Annotated in this window: 12 protein-coding genes and 1 pseudogene; 11 read left to right on the forward strand and 2 right to left on the reverse strand. The window is 72.1% G+C overall.

The features are described from left to right. The first annotated feature begins 399 nt into the window (after positions 1–399). Complete coding sequence (locus QFZ71_RS08940) at positions 400–1,995, forward strand: M23 family peptidase (protein WP_307667726.1); 1,596 nt, start codon at positions 400–402, stop codon at positions 1,993–1,995. Positions 1,996–2,132: 137 nt separating this feature from the next. Here QFZ71_RS08940 and QFZ71_RS08945 read toward each other — a convergent pair. Next, positions 2,133–5,442 (reverse strand): annotated as a pseudogene (locus QFZ71_RS08945) (right-handed parallel beta-helix repeat-containing protein). A 202-nt stretch (positions 5,443–5,644) separates the two neighbouring features. On the opposite strand from QFZ71_RS08945, the gene QFZ71_RS08950 reads away from it, so the two are divergent. Further along, entirely contained in the window at positions 5,645–6,940 is a 1,296-nt protein-coding gene (locus QFZ71_RS08950) for a S8 family serine peptidase (protein ID WP_307667727.1), read from the forward strand. 171 nt (positions 6,941–7,111) lie between these two features. Here QFZ71_RS08950 and eccCa read toward each other — a convergent pair whose 3' ends face one another. Beyond that, positions 7,112–11,044, reverse strand: a complete 3,933-nt coding sequence (eccCa, locus tag QFZ71_RS08955) for a type VII secretion protein EccCa (protein WP_307671380.1) — start codon at positions 11,042–11,044, stop codon at positions 7,112–7,114. Between the two features lie 269 nt (positions 11,045–11,313). Here eccCa and eccD point away from each other — a divergent pair, with 269 nt between their 5' ends. From eccD to QFZ71_RS09000, 9 genes are all read left to right on the forward strand, one after another. Then, positions 11,314–12,696, forward strand: coding sequence for a type VII secretion integral membrane protein EccD (gene eccD, locus QFZ71_RS08960; protein WP_307667728.1), 1,383 nt, complete (start codon positions 11,314–11,316; stop codon positions 12,694–12,696). 72 nt (positions 12,697–12,768) lie between these two features. Beyond that, entirely contained in the window at positions 12,769–14,238 is a 1,470-nt protein-coding gene (eccB, locus tag QFZ71_RS08965) for a type VII secretion protein EccB (RefSeq protein WP_307667729.1), read from the forward strand. A 234-nt stretch (positions 14,239–14,472) separates the two neighbouring features. Then, positions 14,473–14,820 (forward strand): hypothetical protein, encoded by a 348-nt coding sequence (locus QFZ71_RS08970; protein WP_307667730.1) that lies wholly within the window; start codon positions 14,473–14,475, stop codon positions 14,818–14,820. 59 nt (positions 14,821–14,879) lie between these two features. Continuing rightward, on the forward strand, positions 14,880–15,179 hold the full coding sequence (locus QFZ71_RS08975) for a hypothetical protein (RefSeq protein WP_307667731.1): 300 nt from the start codon (positions 14,880–14,882) through the stop codon (positions 15,177–15,179). A gap of 32 nt (positions 15,180–15,211) precedes the next feature. Then, entirely contained in the window at positions 15,212–15,589 is a 378-nt protein-coding gene (locus QFZ71_RS08980) for a hypothetical protein (protein WP_307667732.1), read from the forward strand. A 4-nt stretch (positions 15,590–15,593) separates the two neighbouring features. Continuing rightward, a complete protein-coding gene (locus tag QFZ71_RS08985; protein ID WP_307667733.1) occupies positions 15,594–17,792 on the forward strand; it encodes a hypothetical protein in 2,199 nt (732 codons plus the stop codon). Further along, positions 17,789–18,457, forward strand: coding sequence for a type VII secretion system-associated protein (locus QFZ71_RS08990; RefSeq protein WP_307667734.1), 669 nt, complete (start codon positions 17,789–17,791; stop codon positions 18,455–18,457). Before QFZ71_RS08985 ends, QFZ71_RS08990 begins: the two co-directional genes overlap by 4 nt. Continuing rightward, a complete protein-coding gene (locus QFZ71_RS08995; protein WP_307667735.1) occupies positions 18,457–18,915 on the forward strand; it encodes a YbaB/EbfC family nucleoid-associated protein in 459 nt (152 codons plus the stop codon). Before QFZ71_RS08990 ends, QFZ71_RS08995 begins: the two co-directional genes overlap by 1 nt. After that, entirely contained in the window at positions 18,908–19,219 is a 312-nt protein-coding gene (locus tag QFZ71_RS09000) for a hypothetical protein (RefSeq protein ID WP_307667736.1), read from the forward strand. Before QFZ71_RS08995 ends, QFZ71_RS09000 begins: the two co-directional genes overlap by 8 nt. Positions 19,220–19,244: the final 25 nt, after the last annotated feature.

Consider the following 19,244-nt stretch of genomic DNA (forward strand, 5'->3'; position numbering starts at 1 on the left):
AGGGCGGCAGCCCGGCGACGGGCCCCGGTCCGGGCGGCGGGCGGCCGGAACGCCGAGGGCGCCGGCGGGGACGGTGGCGGGCGTCAGTCCGTAAGGTTCCGGATTCCGCCGCCCCGGCGCCCCGTGTAGACCTGTCCACCAACCATCGCCTCGGTTCCTCTCCGGCGGGGCGGGCCCGACCGGGCGGCGTCCGCCGGAGGTCCGCCGCAGGATACCGACCGGCGACGGCCACCGGTCACACCCCGCCAGGGTGCGGCCGGACGCACCCGCGCCCACCGGGCGTTCCACCGGACCTGCCGGACCGTACCCGGCCGGTCCGCGCGGCCCGACCCCTTGCGCACCGCGCGGCGGCAGCCCCTCCCGCAAGCCCCTCGTACCTCTATCCGTCAGGAGCCCGAGTTGCGCGCACAGCATCCGACCCGCAGAGGCGTACTCAAGTCGATCGGCGGGCTGTCCGCCGCCATGGCGCTCACCGGCGCGGAGATCCTCACGACGGGATCCCCGGCCGCAGCCGCCGGCAGCGGCCAACGCTCGGTCCAGCGCGTCCAGTCGGACGTGGGTGGGCCGATCACCCGCGACGAGATCCTCCTGCGCGCCCAGCACTGGGTGGATCTGAACGTCTACTACAACATGGACGACGTGCATCCGGACCTGGGCGGCAAGCTGTACCGCACGGACTGTTCCGGCTTCGTCTCGATGGCGCTGCATCTGACCTATTCCCCCAGCACCGTGTATCTCGGCGACCACATGGACCGGATCGGCTGGGAGGATCTGCGGCCCGGCGATGCCGTCGGCACCCTCGGTCCGGGCACCGGTGGCGACGCGGGGCATGTCGTGCTGTTCACCGGCTGGGCCAACAACCAGCACACGCGCTTCTTCACCATGGAGGAGATGGGCGGGAGGGGGTCCGTCAGATACGAGCGGCCCATCAACTACACGACGGACGGCGGCCGGTTCACCGCCGCGCCGTTCCGCTACAAGAAGGTCATCGACGCCCCCGGCCGCCGTGCCGTGCACCCGTCCGAGGCGGGCCGCGTGGTGTCGGCGCGGTCGGCCGACGGGCGGCTGGAGACCTTCGCGGCCGGCGCCGGGGGCGTGTTCCACGCCTGGCAGACACAGGCGAACGGAGGCTGGTCGGCCTGGCAGGCGATGGGCGGTCCGGGGAACGCGCAGATGGCCATCGCGCCCAACGCCGACGGCAGACTGGAGCTCGTCGCCATCAACGGTGACATCGCCCAGCACATCTACCAGACCGCGCCCTCCGGCGGCTGGTCCGGCTGGGAGACATTCGGCACCGGGGGGCGCCACATCGCCGCCGGCACGAACGCCGATGGCCGGATCGAGGTGTTCGCCTCCGGTCCGAAGGGGATGTTCCACAAGTACCAGACCGCGCCCAACGCCGGCTGGTCGGGATGGGAGGGCACCGGCGGCGGCCCCGTCGACGCCCGTCTGCAGATGGAGAAATCCCCCGATGGGCGCCTGGAGGTGTTCGCCCTCAACGGCTCCGCCTTCGAGCACACCTACCAGCTCTCCCCCAACGGCGGCTGGGCCGGCTGGGAGCACTTCGGAGACGGCGGCCACGACCTGACCGTGGACCACAACGCCGACGGACGTCTGGAGGTCTTCGCCTCCAATCCGCTGGGGGTCTTCCACAAGTACCAGGAGAGCCCGACCTCCTGGTCGGGCTGGGTGGGCACCGGCGGGCCGGCCGACGCGAAGCTCACCAGCGAACGCAACCCCGACGGCCGGGTGGAGATCTTCGCGATCAACGGCGAGACCGCCGCCCATACCTGGCAGACCGGCATCAACGCCCCCTTCGACGCCTGGGCCCCCCTCGGCACCGGCGGCAGCGCGATCACCGCGACCGCCAACGCCGACGGCCGCATCGAGGTCTTCGGGACCAGTCACATGGGCGTCTACCACACCTGGCAGACCGGCTTCGCCTCCTGGGCGCCGTGGGAGTGGCTCAACGGCTCCGGACCCGCGATGGATTGACCGGCGCGCGGGGCGGGCGGCGGGGCCGGAGCCGGTGGCCGGGCCGCCCGCCCCGGCAGGGGTACGCCGGGGAGCCCCGTGGCCCGGCATCGCCGACGGCCCCGTACCGCTCGGCGGGCGTACGGGCCGGGAACCGCTCAGCGCGGGACGAGGTCCTGGGGGTGGAGGAGCCGCAGGTCGTCCAGGCTCGGTTCCGCGACCCTGCTCAGCCGTCCCGCCTGGTGGGTCATCATCCGCTCCAGCGTCTGGCGGGCCAGCCGGGCGTTGCCGAACGACGCGCCCCGCGGCAGGGCGTCGAAGTGGGCCCGCAGCGCTTCGGCCGTGCCGGGGGCGCATGCGTAGCCGTTGTCCGCCGCGTGCATGGAGACGATCGTGACCAGCTCGTCCGAGGAGTAGTCGGGGAACTCGACCCGGCGCGGGAAGCGGGAGTCGAGGCCAGGATTGGAGTTCAGGAACCGGTCCATCTCCGCGGTGTACCCCGCCGCGATCACCACCACCTCGTCGCGGTGGTCCTCCATCAGCTTCAGCAGCGTCTCCACCGCCTCCTGGCCGTAGTCCGCCGAGCCGCCGGGCACGTGCGGGGTCAGGGTGTACGCCTCGTCGACGAACAGAACGCCGCCCAGGGCCCGTTCGAAGGCTTCGCGGGTCAGCTGCGCGGTGTGCCCGACGTAGCGGCCCACCAGGTCGGCGCGGGAGACCTCGACGAGCTGGCCGCGCGGCAGCACGCCCAGCGAGGCCAGCAGCTCGCCGTAGAGCCGGGCCACGGTCGTCTTGCCGGTGCCGGGCGGGCCCGCGAAGACCAGATGGTTGCTGATCCGGGGCGCGGGCAGACCGGCCGCCTTGCGCCGGCCGGCGGCGGCGAGGAGATGGACCAGGTCGCCCACCTCGCGCTTGACGGACGCGAGCCCCACCAGGCTGTTCAGCCGCAGCAGCGGGTCCTCCTTCTCCTCGTTCTCCTGCGCGCCGCCCGCCGGGACGCCCACGTCCTGTGCGGTGAGCAGCGTGAGCTGCCGCTCGTCCGCCTCCGCCAGGGCGGCGAGCCGGGACGCGTGCCGGTCCACCATCTCCTCGAAGACCTTGCGGGCGGTACGGCCGTTGCCGAAGCCCGCGTCGCGGGGAATGCGGTCGAAGCGGGTGACGAGAGCGGTCCGTGCCGCCGGGTCCAGTTCGTAGCGGTGGCCGGTGCACATCCGCTCCACGATCGTGACCAGCTCCTGGGAGGTGTAGTCGCTGAACTCGACGTTGCGGGTGAAGCGCGAGGCGAGGCCGGGGTTGGACGCCAGGAACTCGGTCATCTCCTTCGGATAGCCGGCCGCCACGACCACCACGTCGTCGCGGTGGTCCTCCATCAGCTTCACCAGGGTGTCGATCGCCTCCCGCCCGAAGTCGGCGCCGTTGCCGCCGCCGTCGGAGAGGAGGGTGTACGCCTCGTCGATGAACAGCACCCCGCCCAGCGCCCTGGTGAAGGTCTCGGTGGTCTTGATCGCCGTACCACCGATGATCTGCGCCACCAGATCCGCGCGCGAGACCTCCACCAGGTGGCCGGAGCGCAGCACGCCGAGCGAGGCCAGGATGGAGCCGTACAGCCGGGCGACGGTGGTCTTGCCGGTGCCGGGCGGGCCGGCGAAGACCAGATGGCGGCTCATCGGCGGGGCGGGCATCCCGATGCTGGCCCTGCGCTGCGCCATCCGGTTGAGGTTGATCAGTGTCAGCACCTGCTGCTTGACCTCCTCGAGGCCGATCAGCGACTCCAGCTCGGCCACCGGGCCCGTGCCGGGCGGCGGTTCGGCCACGGGGGCGGCGCCGCCGGGCAGCCGCCCGTCCCCTGCGGCCGCCGCCTGCTCCGCGGTGCCCCAGGCGTCCGGGGCGCCGTTCTCCGCACTGACCAGCCCCTCGACCGCGAGCCGGTCGCCGGCCGCCGTCTGGCGCACGCCGCTGCCCCGGTTGGCGCGGACCGTGCAGCCGGTCAGCGTCACGGCGTCGGGGCCCTCCACGCGGATGCCGTCGGCGCCCGAGCCGGTCACTTCGCAGCCGTTGAGCGAGGCGCGGGCCCCGGCGGACACCCGGACGCCGCATTCGGCGGCGCCGGTCACCACGGCGCGGACGGCTGCCAGTTCGCCCTCGGCCTCGATGTGGACGCCCGCGCCGCCGGACTCCTCCACCGCGGTGTCCCGCAGGGTGAGTGTGCCGAGCGCCCCGATGTGGACGCCTGCCCCGGTGGAGGAGCTCAGCCGGCCCTTGCCCACGAACACATTGCCGTGCCCGGAGACATGGACCGCCGACTCGCCCGACCGCTCGACGACGCACTCCTCCAGACGCCCCCGTCCGTCCTTGACGATCTCGACACCGTGCGCGGCCGCCCCGGCGACGATGGCCCGTTGCAGCAGCGGGTTGGCGCCGCTGCGGATCACGATGCCGCTGCCGCCGCTGTCGTGCACCTCCAGGCGGTCGAACTCGGCGGACGAGTCCTCGTCGAGCAGGACTCCGGTCCCCTTGGCGTCCCGGACGACCGTGTCCGTCAGCACCGGGGAGGAGAAGCCGGTGACGCGTACGGCGGGTTCGCCGGCGGTCGTGAACGTACAGCTCCCGAATGTGCCGCGACTGCGCTCGGCCACCAACAGGCCGTGTCCGCCGGTCCGTTCGGTGCCGCACCGGGTCAGGGTCGGGGAGCTGCCGCCGCCCAGGACGAACCCGTGGCCGGTGGAGTCGCTGACCATGACGTCCTCCAGGACGACCGGTCCCGTGGTGTTCACGAACACCCCGACGGCGGCCTTGCGGACCGTGCCGCGCACCATCCGGACCGAACTCTCCTCCTCGACGGCGACACCCGGCTTGCCGGTCGCCGATATCGCGCACTCCTCCAGGAGGACGTGGGCCTGTCCGTTGGTGAGGACGCCGTTGCCCTTGGTGTCCCTCAGTTCGCTGAACCGCGCGGTGATCCGGCCCCGTTCACCGGCCACCAGGGCGGAGGTCCCGAGGTGTTCGACGACGCACTTCTCCAGCAGGCTCTCGGCCGTGGAGGTGGAGACCACGCCCGCGCCCGCCGGGTTGCTGATCCGGCACTGCCGCAGCCCCAGCGATCCGCCCTCCCGCGCGTAGAGCGCCGACCAGGCCGACCCGTGGATGTCGCACCGGTCCATCCGCCAGCTCTCCGCGCGGCGCGTCCACCACGGGGAGTTCGTCGTCGTGCCCGCGCAGGACGAGGTCCCTGACCATCACCGCGTCGCCGGTGAGCGTCAGCGCCGTGCCGCGCCGGGGCGCCAGCTCCGCCGTCCCCGGCCCCTCGGCGGCGATCAGGGTGATCGCCGCCGAGACCGTCACGCACTCCTCGTACCGTCCCGGAGCGATGCTGATGACCGCCCCGGCGCGGGCCCTGGCGACGGCCTCCGCGACGGTGCGGTGATCGCCCGTCCCGTCGGCGGCGACGATGAGCATCTGGCGTGACACGTTCGACCTCCCGGACCCCCTGCGCCGTAGGTACGGGGCGGAGACGCGCGACATGTAGGGCAAGGGAAACTGCTGCTCCCATCATGCCTGTTACCGCAGGTCGACCGCCATCGCGGTCGGGTTCCGGGTGGCTTCACCACCCCGTCCCGGAGGCTCCGGAAGCGGGTTCCGGCGGCGGGCGGAACGTCGCTACCATCGGCCCATGCGATCTTCGAGGTCCTCGGTGTCCCGCACCCTCGGACCGGCGGTTCTGGCGGCCCTGCTCCTGATACCCCACGCCGCGTCCCCCGCGGGCGCGGCACCGGGGGACGAGGACAGCCCCTCGCTGCCGGGCGTGAGCGCCACCGTCGCGGACGGCCGCCCGTGCACCGCGAGGTCGGCCAAGAAATCGGCGCGGGTCCCCTGGGCGCAGAGCTTCCTGGGCATCGGCCGGGCCTGGGAGCTGAGCCGGGGCGCCGGGGTGAAGGTCGCCGTCGTCAGCACCGGGGCGGACACGCGCCGGGTGCCCGCGCTGGACGGCCGGGTCACCGGCGGCCGGGACGTGGTGGCCGGCGGAACCGTGGGGGACGACTGCGTGGGGTACGGGACGTTCCTCGCCGGACTCGTCGCGGGCAAACGGCAGGAGGGCCTCGCCGCGGCCGGGGTCGCCCCGGAGGCACGGGTGATCGCGGTCCGGGCCACCGACAAGGGGGGCCTGACCACGCCCGAGGCACTGGCCGACGGGATCAGGGCGGCCACCGCCACCGGAGCGCGGATCATCCACGTGGCGCTGGCCGTTCCGTCCGCGCCCCGGAAGCTGGAGGACGCCGTAGCCGCCGCGCGGAAGGCGGGGGCGCTGGTGGTGGCGCCCGCCTCGGCGCGGGAGTGGGAGGGTGGTCCGGGGGCCGCGCGGGCGGAGAGCGGGCCCGTCTACCCGGCGGCGCTGCCCGGAGTACTGGCGGTCTCGTCGGTGGGGCCCGGAGGCGAACCGGACCCGCGGGGCGCGGAGCCGGGGCGGCGGACGCAGCCGAGGCTGAGCGCGCCGGGCGTCTCGGTGACGGGTCCGGGGCCGGGCGGTGGAGGGCAGTTCACCGGCGGCGGCGACGCCGTGGCCGGCGCGTTCGTGGCCGGTACGGCGGCCCTGGTCCTCGCGTACCACCCCGAGCTGAGCGGCGAACAGGTCGCGCACCGGTTGGAGGCCACCGCGTACGGGGCCGCGGGCGACGCCCCGGACCCCGAGGCCGGCTTCGGGGTCGTCGATCCGGTGCGGGCGCTCTCCGCCGTGCTCCCCGAGGAGCACGCCTCGCCCCCGCCCTCGTCCGGCACACGGAACGCCTCCGCCGCCCATGCGGTTCCGCCCCTCGACCCGCCGACCGCGCGCGACCACGCGCTGGCCGTCGTGGGCGGGGCGGTCGCGGTCACGCTGCTGGTCGCGTTCCTCGCGGTCGTCCTGCCTCGGGGCCGCCGCCGCGGGTGGCGAGCGGGCGGGACCGGGGGGCCGGCCGCGTCGGCGGAGTGAGCGCCGGGCGCGCGGGACGCGTCGTCAAGCCGAACGCCGGGCCGCCCGGCGGGAAGCGCGCCGCCCGGCAGCCGTTGTGCCGGGACCGCCGGACCCCGGCAGCCGTTGCGCCGGGACGCCGGGACCGCCGGACCCCGGCCGGACGGCCCTCGCCCGGCTCCGCCGCCCCGCCTACGCCTCCTCCTCCACCGAGTCCGGCAGCAGCGGGGTCTGCACCTGGACCACTCCCCTGCGGGTGATCAGCTGCGCCCGGCCCGGCGGGAGCTGCTTCGGCTTGGTGTCGTTGAACAGATAGCCCTCCGACGGCGGACAGGAGAGCAGCGCCGCAGGCGTGTTGACCTCCATCAGCCGGCGCAGCAGCGAGTCGTTCATCGCCCGTGCCGCACCGTTGGCGCTGCGCGCCACGATCAGGTGCAGGCCCAGCTCCGCACCTTGGGCGAGGTGGTCGAGCAGCGGTCCGAAGTGGTTGCTCATGGTGCCGCCGGAGACCATGTCGTAGTCGTCCACGACCATGAAGACCCGCGGGCCGGTCCACCAGTCGCGCCGCTTGAGCTGGGCGGGCGAGATGTCGGCGCCGGGCAGGCGCTCCTTCATGGCCCGCGCCACGCCCTCCACCGCCTGCTTGAGCACGTCCACGGAGACCGCGTACCCCAGCCGGTGCGACTCGGGGATGCTCTCCAGCAGCCCGCGGCGGTAGTCGACCAGCAGGATCCGCGCCTCGTCGGGGGTGTAGCGGTCGGTGATCGCGCGGCAGACCGCGCGCAGCAGGTTGGTCTTGCCGGTCTCCGCGTCGCCCACCACCACGAGGTGGGCGGTCTGGGCGAAGTCGTGCCACATGACGTCCAGTTGGCCCCCTTCCAGACCCAGCGGCACGCGCAGGTCGCCGTCCGCGCCGACCTCGGCGTCGGGCAGCTCGGCGGGGTCCAGGACTCCGGGCAGCGTACGGACCGGAGGCGCGGACGGGCCCTGCCAGTGCTCGGCCACCCGGGCCACCGCGTCCGCGACGCCCGCGCCGAGGTCCGTGGCGCTGTCGCCGCCGTCCAGCCGGGGCAGGGCGGTGAGGAAGTGGTGCTTGGTCTCGGTCATGCCGCGGCCGGGCGCCTTCGGGATGGTCGCGGCGGCCCGCATATTGATCATGGAGTCCATGCTGTCGCCGAGCCGCAGCTCGAAGCGGGTGCCGAGCTGGTCGCGCAGGGCGGTGGGGATCTCCGCCCAGCGGCTCGCCGCCACGATGAGGTGAACCCCGTAGTTGAGCCCCCGGACCGCCAACGCCGAGACGGTGTCCATGACCTCCATGAAGTCCTGGCGGATCGTGCCCCAGCCGTCGACGACGAGGAACACGTCGCCGTACGGGTCGTCGGGGAGCTCCCCGGCGGCGCGGCGGGTGCGCAGCGTCGCCATGGAGTCGATGCCCTCGTCGGCGAACTGCTTCTCGCGCCGGGCCACCAGCGCGTGCACCTCGGCCAGGGTGCGGTGCACCCGCTCCAGGTCGAGCCGGCCCGTCACCCCGCCCACATGCGGCAGGTCGCGGAGCACGCCGAGCGAACCGCCGCCGAAGTCCAGGCAGTAGAACTGGACTTCGCGCGGGGTGTGGGTGAGTGCGAGTCCCATGATCAGGTCGCGTACGAGGGTGGACTTGCCGCTCTGCGGGCCGCCCGCGATACCGACGTGCCCGCCCGCGCCGGACAGCTCGGCGATCAGGGGTTCGCGGGCCTGGTCGAAGGGCCGGTCGATGATGCCCACCGGCACCGTCAGCCTGCCGTGCAGGTCCGGATCGAGGGCGGTCAGACCCCGTTCGGGATGCGGCGCCACGCCCATCAGCAGGGTGTCCAGCGACAGCGGCCTGTCCAGCGGCGGCAGCCAGACCTGGTGGGCGGGCCTGCCGCCCTCCCGCATCCGGGAGACGGCCAGCGCGAGCAGGGTCTCCTCGCTCGCCTCCTCCTGCGCCACCGGCTCCGGGTCGGGAGCCGGGGCGGGGAGCCGGGGCGCGGTCCACTCCGTGCGGTACGGGACGACCTGCCCGGCGACGGCCGCGGCGGCGACCCTGCGGACGCCCTGGTAGGGCCCGGAGACGTACGCGGCCTTGAACCGGACCAGGGTTCCGGTGTCCTTCTTCAGGATGGCGCTGCCGGGAACGGAGGGGAGCTGATAGGCGTCCGGCACGCCGAGGACGCCGCGGCTCTCCATCGAGGAGAAGGTGCGCAGGGCGATCCGGTACGACAGGTGGGATTCGAGCTGGGTCATGCGGCCCTCGTCCAACCGCTGCGAGGCGAGCAGCAGGTGGACGCCGAGGCTGCGGCCCAGCCGGCCCACCATGACGAACAGGTCCATGAAGTCGCGGTGCGAGGAGAGGAGTTCGCTGAACTCGTCGACGACGACGAAGAGCGTCGGCAGCGGTTCCAGCGCGGCGCCCGCCGCCCGCGCGGTCTCGTACTCGTACGCCGAGGTGTAGTTTCCGGCGCTGCGCAGCAGTTCCTGGCGGCGCATCAGCTCGCCGTGGAGGGCGTCCTGCATGCGGTCCACCAGGGCGGATTCGTCGGCGAGGTTGGTGATCACGGCCGAGGTGTGGGGCAGGTCCTCCAGGCCGAGGAAGGTGGCGCCGCCCTTGAAGTCGACGAGGACGAAGTTCAGCTTCTCCGAGGAGTGGGTGAGCGCCAGCGCCAGCACCAGGGTCCGCAGCAGTTCGGACTTGCCGGAGCCCGTCGCGCCGATCAGCACGCCGTGCGGGCCCATGCCGCCCTGCGCCGCCTCCTTGATGTCCAGTTCGACCGGGCTGCCGTCGCCGGCGAGGCCCAGCGGCACCCGCAGCCTGGCCCGCTCGCCGCGTTCGTCGCGTACGGCGTCCAGGTCGACGGTGTGCAGGTCCGGGAGGCCGAGGAGGGTGGTGAGCTGCACGTCGGAGGTGAGCGCCTCGCCGTTGTCCGTGGTGACGCCCATCCGCCGGGGGGACATCAGGGCGGCCAGCGCCCTGGCCCGCCGGGGGCTCAGCGCGTCGGGGCTGCCGAGCGCGGTGGTGGTCTCCCTGCCCGACCGGTCGGTGCCGACGAGTTCCAGCCGCCGCCCGGTGATCCGCAGCCGCAGCGTGTGGCGGAACGGCTTCCAGGGGAGGGATCCGGAGACGTCCAGCGTCACGGTGTTGCGGTAGCCGTCGGTGGCGAGGCGGGAATCCTCGGGCGTCCGGGCGCTGTCCAGTACCACGACGCAGTAGGGCTCCTCGGTGCTCGGCACCGCGTCCGGCTCGAAGGGGGGCCGACCGGTCAGTTCGTCACCGAGCAGCGATTCGAGGCCCAGGACGGAGTCGGTGACGAGCCGTACGGGCCCGCCACCGTCGACCTCCGTCGGGTGCTGGCTGTGCGGCAGCCACTTCACCCACTCCCAGGCGTCGCGCCGGTCGTGGTCGGCGAGGACCACGATCCGCAGGTCCCGCGGCGCGTGGAAGACGCTGAGCTGGGCCAGCAGGGCGCGCACCATCGCGTGCGCGTCCTGTGCCCCGGACTGGAGCAGGACACGGGCGTAGGTCCGCAGATAGACCGCGACTGGCTGGTCGGGCACGGTGCCGTACGCCTTGATGAAGCGGCGCAGGGCGTGTGCGGACAGCGGCTCCAGGTCCTCGACCGGCTTGGTGCTCAGGGGCGTGAGCTTGGTCGCCAGCTGCTGCTCGCCCACGCCGATCCGCACCTCGGCGAAGTCCGCGTGCGCGGACCGCCGCTCCCACAGCCTGGACGTCGGCACCAGGCTCCACAGGGACTCGGGGTCCGGGTGCGCCCACGCCTGGGCCTCACGCTGCTGGTTGATCACCTTGCGGACGCGCCTGCGGCTGATCGCCAGGTAGCGCATGTAGTCGCGCCGTTCACCCAGCAGCGCCCGCTTGCGGTCCCCGGAGGCCCGGACGATCTGCGAGAGCAGCATGCCGACGGCGGAGAGGGCCATCAGGCCGATGGCGACGTACATCATGGGGCCGCCGCCGCTGCCGGGGCGCAGGAAGATGAGCACCATGCCGAGCGAGCTGAGCGCCATCGGCATGTACGTGATCATGTTGCCCATGGCGCTCTGCGGCTCCGGCACCGACGGCGGCTCCTGGAGGCTCAGTTCGCCGTGGGGCATCTCGGGGCCAAGACGCCGGGGAGGCCTCTTGAAGAGGACCACGCTCAAAGGGAATCGCCTTCCTGATGAGGGATGCCGGCGGGTGCCGTGCGGTACCGCGAGGTGACAGGGGGGGTGAACGCCGGTGGAACAGCCGGAGAATCCGGGGGAACGGGCGAAGCGGAACCGTCGATCCCGGGCGGCACCCCACAACCTACAGACTGCACACACAAGTTAATGTGATCAATCTGACCGCGTCGACCACCGTCCTGGAAGGCGATGAAACGCGCTTGACCGACATATCCGCGGCACTCCTGTGCCGTCTCACGGTGATGACGCCCGACCGCTCCGTCGAGCTCGCCGTCCCGTCCGACATCGTGCTGGCCGACCTCCTGCCGACCATCGTCGACCACGGGGGCACCGACCTGTACGAGCGCGGTGCGCAGGCGGGCGGATGGGTGCTCCAGCGCCTCGGCCAGGAGCCCCTCGACGAGGAGAGGACGCTCGGCGACCTCGGCCTGCGCGACGGCGAAACGGTCCATCTGCGGCTGCGCGGGGACGCGCTCCCCGAGATCCATTACGACGACCTCGTCGACGGGCTCTCCGGCAGGCTGCGGGAACGGGCCGACTCCTGGCGGCCGGTGTGGTCGCACCACCTCATGACCGGGCTCGCCCTCGGCGCGCTCGCCACCGGACTGCTGCTCCTGCTGCTGCCCGGCCCCGCGGGGCTCCGGGCGGTCTGCGCGGCGGTGACCGCGGTGCTGCTGCTGGCCGGAGCGGCCGCGGCGTCGCGGGCGGTCGGCGACGTGGGCGCGGGCGCCTCGCTCGGGGCGGCCGCCGTCCCCTTCCTCGCGCTGGCCGGCTCACTGGTGCCCCAAGGGGCCTCGTCCGACGCCGAACTGGGTGCCCGGCTCCTCGCGGGCTGCTCCGCCGCGACCGGCGGGGCCGTGCTCGCGGTGGCCGCCGTGGGCGCGTGCGCACCGCTGTTCCTGGCCACCGCGCTGGCCGCGGTCCTCGGAGCGGTCGGCGGGGCCGTGATGCTCTTCGGCGTCCCGGCCCCCGGCACGGCCGCCCCGCTGATCCTGGCGGTCGTCCTGCTGGGACACTTCCTGCCGTCGCTGGCGTTCCGCCTGTCCGGGCTGAAGGTTCCGCTGCTGCCCACCAACACGGGCCAGCTCCAGGAGGGCATCGACCCCACGCCGGACGAGGTGGTCGCCGCCCGCGGCGCCGTCGCCGACCAGTACCTGACGGGCCTCTACGGCGCCACCGGCCTGGTGGCGGCGGGCTGCCTGACGGTGCTGGCGTTCCAGACGTCCTGGGCGCCGCTCACCCTGGCCGCGGTCCTCTGCGCGCTGATGTTCACCCACGCACGGGCGATCGGCGGGGCCTGGCAGCGGCTCGCCGTCGTCCTGCCGGCCGCCTACGGCTCCGTCCTGCTGGCGGTGCGCTGGGTCCTGGAGGCCGACGCCGGGTCCCGGCCCCTGCTGCTCGCCGGGCTGCTGGCCGCCGCCGCGGTGCTCGCGATCACGGGCTGGACGCTCCCCGGCAGGCGGCTGGTGCCCTACTGGGGGCGCGCGGTCGATCTGCTGCATCTGCTCTTCGCCATCGTCCTCGTCCCGCTGGCCCTGCTCGTCACCGGCCTCTACGGGTACCTGCGCGGCCTCAACAGTTGACCCCGGCGGCCGGGGGCTCCGGCCCCCCGGACCCTCGCTCGCCGGGCCGATGCCCGGTCGGAAAGGCAAGGAATGCAGTCCAGGCGGGACCAGGTCCACGCGCACATGTTCGTCATGAGCCGGCTGTCGCTGGGCATGCTCCGGGACGACCCGGACGCCCCCGAGTCGCCGCACCGGCGGACCACGAAGGGCTTCGTGATCGGCCTCGTGGTCGCGGCCCTGGCGGCGCTCGTCGTCGCGGTGTACGGACTGGTGGTGCCCGGCGGCTCGAACGCGTGGAAGGCCACCGGGACGCTGGTGCTCGACGAGCGTTCGGGCGCCCGCTACCTCACGGTCGACGGCGTCCTCCACCCGGTCCTCAACGAGACCTCGGCCAAACTGCTGGCCGGTGAGCGGATGAAGGTGGTGAGCGTCAAGCCCGCCTCCATCGAGGCCGCCCCGCGCGGCGCGACCCTGGGCATCGTCGGCGCACCGGACCCGCTGCCGCAGGCGGGTGAGCTGAGCCGCGACGCCTGGTCGGTGTGCGCCACCCGGCCCGACGCCGCCGCCGACCCGCTCCTCACGCTGGGCGTGGGCCTGACCGCCGAGGGCCGGCCCGTCACCTCGGGCCTGACCACGCTGGTCCGCACCGTCCCCGGCGACACCACGTACCTGCTGTGGCACGGCACCCGGATGCGGCTGGACCCCGCGCACTACGCCGTCCAGGCGCTGGGTTACGACGCGGACGCGGCATACCCGGTCCCGGAGGCGTTCCTCAACGCGCTGCCGTCCGGTCCGGATCTGGCGGTGCCGGAGGTGGCCGGACGCGGCAAGGCCGGCCCCTCACTGGCGGGGCGGCCCACCCGGATCGGTCAGCTCTTCGACGGCCCCGGCGGCCACTACCTGCTGACGGAGCGCGGGCTGACCAGGGTCACCGCGCTGGAGGAGGCGCTGGTGAAGGGCGATCCGCGCACCCAGCGCACCGCCTACGCCGGAGAGGCCGTCACCCTGCCCCGGATCGGCCCCGACGACCTGGCACGCCATCAGGACGCGAGCGGCGGACGACTGGTGGGCACCGGCGGCGGCAAGGTCCCGGCCGGCCTGCCCGAGCCCGGTCCGGTCCGCGCGGGCGAGGGCGTGTGCGCCGTCGTCGGCACGGCGGACGGCAGGCCGACGGTCTCGGTCGTCCTGCCCCGCGCGGACGCGGTGGCGGGCCGGGCGGTGTCCGACCAGCCCGGTGTGACGGTGGGTCCAGGGGCCGCGGACCGGATCGCCGCGCGACCGGACGGCGGCGCTCTCGTCACGGCGCTCTCCTCGGCGGGCACGGGCACGGCCTACTACCTGGTGACCGCGTCCGGCGCCAAGTACGCGATCCCTGGCGGGGACAAGGGGCTCCAGCGGCTCGGCTACCGGGCGGATCAGTCCGTGCCCGTCCCGTCGGGCGTCCTCGGGATGCTGGCATCGGGGCCCGCGCTGGACGGAAGCGCCCTCCTGGCACAGGGACTTGTGGAAGCGACGAAAGATGTGGCTTCCGATAAGCAGGCGACCGCCTCCGACAATTGAGCTCGATTTGAGCAAAGGGAAGCCGGAATGCTCCGCGCACGACGACATTCCCGCAGCTCACGCCCGTAGCGAAGGTGAACTCTCAGGTAACCGGAGCCCCTTGGTTCCCCAGCCGCCCCACCCCGTATTAATGTGATGGTCGCCGGCCCCCGGAGGGGGTATTCCCGAAGCGGTCGGCCTCGTCGTGCACCCGTGGTGCCACCGTGTTCCCCGCAGCGTCCAGGAGGACTCTCAATGTTCGATGTTGCCGGTTTCAACATTAATTCGTCGGACGGTCTGTCCAACGACGAGACGGCGATGCTCCAGACGCTGCAGACACTGGACAAGCACCTCAGCGACATGGAGACGGCGGGCCAGACGGTCCGGAAGATTCAGACCCAGGTGAGCGAGGCCTACCGGGCCAGGTCCTCGGCGACCCACGCGGCGGGCATCGACGAGTGGCTGAAGACGCACGCCCGCATCACGGAGCGCACCCGGTTCTTCCTCGAGGGCACCAAGATGGCCAAGAACCTCCTCGCGGACGCCGAGGACGAGTCGAACACCTTCGCCCTGGGCATCGCCGGCACGATCAACCCCAGCTGACCTTCGCCGGCCACCTTCCGCACCGTCTTCTTCCACCCCATTCCCCGAGGAGTTTCTTCATGACCGTCGCGATCAGCCATTCAGCGCTTCAGGAAGCCATCAGGAACATGGGCAACGCCCAGAGGGAGATGCAGGAGGGGCTCGACTGGATGGAGAAGAACTTCACCGCGCTGCGCGACACCCTGACCGGTGAGACCCGTCTCTCCTGGGAGAACTTCCAGCAGGAGCTGAGCAAGCTCAAGGTCCAGCTCAACCAGGAGTACGGAGTCGCCCAGACGACTCTTCAGCGCATGCACGCCCGGCAGATCCAGGGAGACCAGGACGGCGGCCGCGGGCTGAAGAACGCCCAGGGCAGCTGATCTGACCGACGACCCGATGTGGAGGTGTGAACATGGCTGACGGTGAAATCCCTGGCGACATCTACCAGTCGACCGAAGGTGTCTATCTCGACTACGCGAACGGGAAGATCCCCACGTTCCGCCGTCACCTCACGGTCAACGCGTACTACCTGAGCATGGGATCGAAGGTTCCTCTCGGTCTCGGAAACCCCGAAAGGTGCTTGCAGGCAAAGGCACTCGAGGCCCAGTTCGAGACGTACCGCTCCTCCATGCACCAGCGGTACGAATCGGCGATCGAGTTGCTGAACACCTTCTCGGCCAGCCTCCGGGACGTGGAAATGAAGCACAGGGAGGCCGAGGACGACTCCGACAGCATCGGCAGCACCCTCCTCGACGAGTTCTCCGAGATCCTGAACCCGAAGGGAAAGTGAAACCATGGTCGAGGTACCCTCCGGGATGCCGGCCAAGTGGGAGGACATCCTCGCCATGTTTCACGACGGGACCACCAAGCTCCCCGACCGGAACGCGGTGGCGGGTCCGGGGTCCAAGCCGTGGATCGTCCATGTGGTGAACGGCGCCTGGCACTCCGGCACCGCAGCCGACAGGGCGGACGAATGGAACCTGGACGGGTATTACGCGTTCAGCTTCCCCGACAGGCTCGACAACACATCCCTGCTATTCGGATTCCGCTACAACTGGACCGACTTCGGTAATGACGGCGGAGCACTGGCCGAATTCACCGGAGCGGCCGGTCCGATTTTCGAATCGGTGGTGTTCGGGAAGAACAAGGACGCCAATCCGGAGCTGACGGGAAAAGCCGCCACCATCCTCAACAACATGGATGACTGGACCGACGGCTGGGCGACCCAGTTCAACACCTGGGCAGAAAGCGTCGGGAACGGCGACGAGGGGCTGAAGGGGGAGAGCGCCGAGCTGTTCGAGGCCACCCTCCGAGCGGTGAAACGCTCTTTGCAGGAGACGTATTCGTACTACCTGAACGGCGAACTGCAGCGGCAGCTCGAGGCAGTGAACAAGCAGTTGACGACCACCATAGGTGTACTGAGGAACAACGCCTGGAACTGGTTCGGCAAGAAGGAGACCGTGGGGGGAACCACCATCGAGGCCAGGGAGGCCGGCCCCGTCTCCATGGCGTTCACTCACCTGTATGCAAGCTTCCTGAAGACGATGAGCACCCAGAACCCTCTCTCGGACCACGATCCGACGAAGAGCGGTCCGGACTGGGCCGCCATCGAGAGCAGAGCGAAGCAGGGGTGGATCACCGGGGTCGAGGAAGGGCTCGATCAGGCGTCCTCCCAGACGATGACCGACCTGGCGAACGCATACGGTTCGGCGACCATGAAGTTCTCCGACGCGAACGCCATCGTGAAGCCGACGTTCACCATCTCGCTGACGGCGGACGAGCAGAAGGACTTCTACGGTTCCGCGGGTCCGGGCGGTGGCGGTGCGCCGGGCGGTGCCAACGACGTCCTCAACACGTTCATGGAGATGTTCGGCGGAGCCGGCGCGGGCGGTGGCGGCACCGGTGGTGGTGCGGGCACCGACGGGAGCGGCAAGGACATCGATCTGAGCACCCCGCCTCCGGTCACCGGGCCGAGCGGCAGCGTCTCCGGCACCAACCTCCCGTCCGGGGTCAACCTCCCGAACACCAAGAACCTCCTCGCGCAGAACCCGGTCACCGGCCCCAGCGGCAGCACCTCCGGCACGGGCCCGGGGCCCGTGGCCCTGCCCGCCGGATCGCGCATCGACCCCAAGACCGGTGCGGTCACCGATGCCCGGGGCAAGCCCGTCACCGGTCCCAACGGCCAGCCCCTGGTCGTACCGCCCGGCTCCACGCTCGGCCCCGGGGGCAAGATCATCCCGCCTGTGCCCAGCGTTCCGAAGGGGCCGACGCTTCCGAGCGGTTCCACCTCCGGGGACCTGACGAACGGCATCCGGGTCGACTCCAACGGGAACATCATCGTCCCCAAGGGGGTCAAGGTGGACGCCCAGGGGAATCTGATCGGCGCGGACGGCAAGCCGCTGACCAACGCGTACGGTGGAAAGCTCACCGTTCCGCCGGGCTCCCGTGTCAACGCGGACGGGACCATCACCGACCCGCAGGGCAAGCAGATCACCCAGGCCAGCAACAGCCTCAAGACCCGCAACCCCATGACCCTGGACGACCTGGTGAACACCCAGCGGCGTCCCTCCACCTCGAGCGGTGACATCTTCGGCGTCTCCAAGGGAGGCTCCAACGATCTCCTCGGCGGCTCGAAGGGCGTCTCCGACGGGATGCGCAAGTCGCTCGACGGCCACGGCGTCACCGGCCGTGAGGCGATCGGCGGGTCCGGCGGGATCAGCAACCGCGCCCGTGCCGCCATGGGGTTGCCGGTGGTCCCCGCCGCCCCGACGCAGGGCACGTTGTCCACCCAGTCGGTCAGCGCCCTCGGGCGGACCGGGGCACTCGGCACGACGGGGAGCGGAATGCCCTTCATGCCGCCGATGGGCATGGGCGGCGGCGCTCCGGGGGGCGGTGGCAGCGGCAACGACCGGCAGCCCAACGTATGGCTGTCCGAGGACGAAGAGGTGTGGGGCACCGAGTCCGACGCCGGAACGGGCGTGATCGGGCGATGAGTTCCCCAGGGGTGGAAGCGGGTGGCATACCCGCCGCCGCGGACACCGCCATGCCACCGGTGCCGGACGACATCCGTGCGGCCGCGCGCACCGCACCGGAACACTGGTTCGGCATGGTGGACCCGGCGTGGCGCGGAGAGGGCGAACCGCCCTTGTGGGCGGTGATCGGGCAGTGGCGCTCCGACGCCGACGGCGAGATCGCCGAGTGGCAGCGCAACGAGACGTACCGGCCGTCGCCCGGCATGCTCGGCTGGCCCGAGCCGACCGACGATGTGGACGCCGCCATGCAGCTCGCGGCGACCGGTTACGGCCCGGTCGAGAACGTCGCCCTGGCGGCGGTCACGGGCGAACTGGCCGTGCTGACCGCCCCGGACGGCGGCGCGGTCAGCGCCTGCACCCCCGAGGGGGACGCGGTGGTCCCGGTGTTCACCTCGCCCGAGCATCTGAAGCGGGCGGGCGCGCTCGCCCACCGGGTGCTGCCCCTCGCCGAGGCGTTCGCGCTCGTGCCCGAAGGCCAGGATCTCTATCTCAACCCGACGGGCCCCGTCGCCCTGCGCCTGTCCGCGGACGACCTGTCCCGCGCGGTCGATGTACTGGAAGCGGTCGCAGGACCGGGGGCTACGAAAGCCCCGGAGCCCTCGGCGGCCGAGGAGGAGCAGAACTGATGTCGTTCCAGGAGCAGCTCGCGGAGGCCATGGCCCAACTCGCGGAGCAGACGAAGAAGATCCAGGAGGTCCAGGAGGAGCTGGCCAGGACGTCCGCGTCGGCGACCTCCAAGGACCGGATGGTGACCGCGTCGGTCAACGCCCACGGGGAGGTCGTCTCCTTCAAGTTCCACTCCGAGGGCTACCGCACGATGCCGGCCGCCCAGCTCGCCGAGGTGCTGAAGACCATCGTCAACGCGGCGCGCGCGGAGGTGAGTTCGAAGGTGACCGGTACCGTACGCCCGCTGATGGGCGCCCAGGAGGAGTTGGCGAACGGCTTCTTCGGAGGCGGCGGCGAGCTGGACGATCTGCTGGCGCCCCTGCGTGCGATGCAGCCCGAGGGGTTGACCGAGACGGTGCTGGGCAAGAACCGCAAGCCGTCCGCGAACCGTGGCGAGGAGGACGGGCTCTATGGCTGACGGAACCCTGAGCGTTCCGGGCGATCTCCCCCGGCGGTTCACCCAGTTCGGTGACATTTCGAGGATCGTCAACGAGCTGGGAACGCTCAACGAGCGCATCAACGTGGCGAATCGGACGGCGGGCGGGCGGGACGACGTGTACGCGAAGGAGTACCACAAGTTCGTCGACTCGACGGGCAAGGGACTCACCTACGGCCTCGAAGGCCTCTCCGAGCTGCTTGAGATGGTCGGCATCAGCGGCAACACGGCCTCGATCATCCTGAACGACGCCGAAGACGAAGCCAACCACCTCGCCGCCGGCTGAGCCGGCCGTACTCCGAAGGCGTAGC

It is taken from the genome of Streptomyces sp. V2I9, assembly GCF_030817475.1.
GTDB lineage: Bacteria > Actinomycetota > Actinomycetes > Streptomycetales > Streptomycetaceae > Streptomyces.

Coding starts and splice junctions, on each gene's coding strand:
- eccCa (WP_307671380.1), bottom strand. CDS start 11,044: ATGCCCCACGGCGAACTGAGCCTCCAGGAGCCGCCGTCGGTGCCGGAG.
- QFZ71_RS08980 (WP_307667732.1), top strand. CDS start 15,212: ATGGCTGACGGTGAAATCCCTGGCGACATCTACCAGTCGACCGAAGGT.
- QFZ71_RS08950 (WP_307667727.1), top strand. CDS start 5,645: ATGCGATCTTCGAGGTCCTCGGTGTCCCGCACCCTCGGACCGGCGGTT.
- QFZ71_RS08975 (WP_307667731.1), top strand. CDS start 14,880: ATGACCGTCGCGATCAGCCATTCAGCGCTTCAGGAAGCCATCAGGAAC.
- QFZ71_RS08990 (WP_307667734.1), top strand. CDS start 17,789: ATGAGTTCCCCAGGGGTGGAAGCGGGTGGCATACCCGCCGCCGCGGAC.
- QFZ71_RS09000 (WP_307667736.1), top strand. CDS start 18,908: ATGGCTGACGGAACCCTGAGCGTTCCGGGCGATCTCCCCCGGCGGTTC.
- QFZ71_RS08985 (WP_307667733.1), top strand. CDS start 15,594: ATGGTCGAGGTACCCTCCGGGATGCCGGCCAAGTGGGAGGACATCCTC.
- eccB (WP_307667729.1), top strand. CDS start 12,769: ATGCAGTCCAGGCGGGACCAGGTCCACGCGCACATGTTCGTCATGAGC.
- QFZ71_RS08995 (WP_307667735.1), top strand. CDS start 18,457: ATGTCGTTCCAGGAGCAGCTCGCGGAGGCCATGGCCCAACTCGCGGAG.
- QFZ71_RS08970 (WP_307667730.1), top strand. CDS start 14,473: ATGTTCGATGTTGCCGGTTTCAACATTAATTCGTCGGACGGTCTGTCC.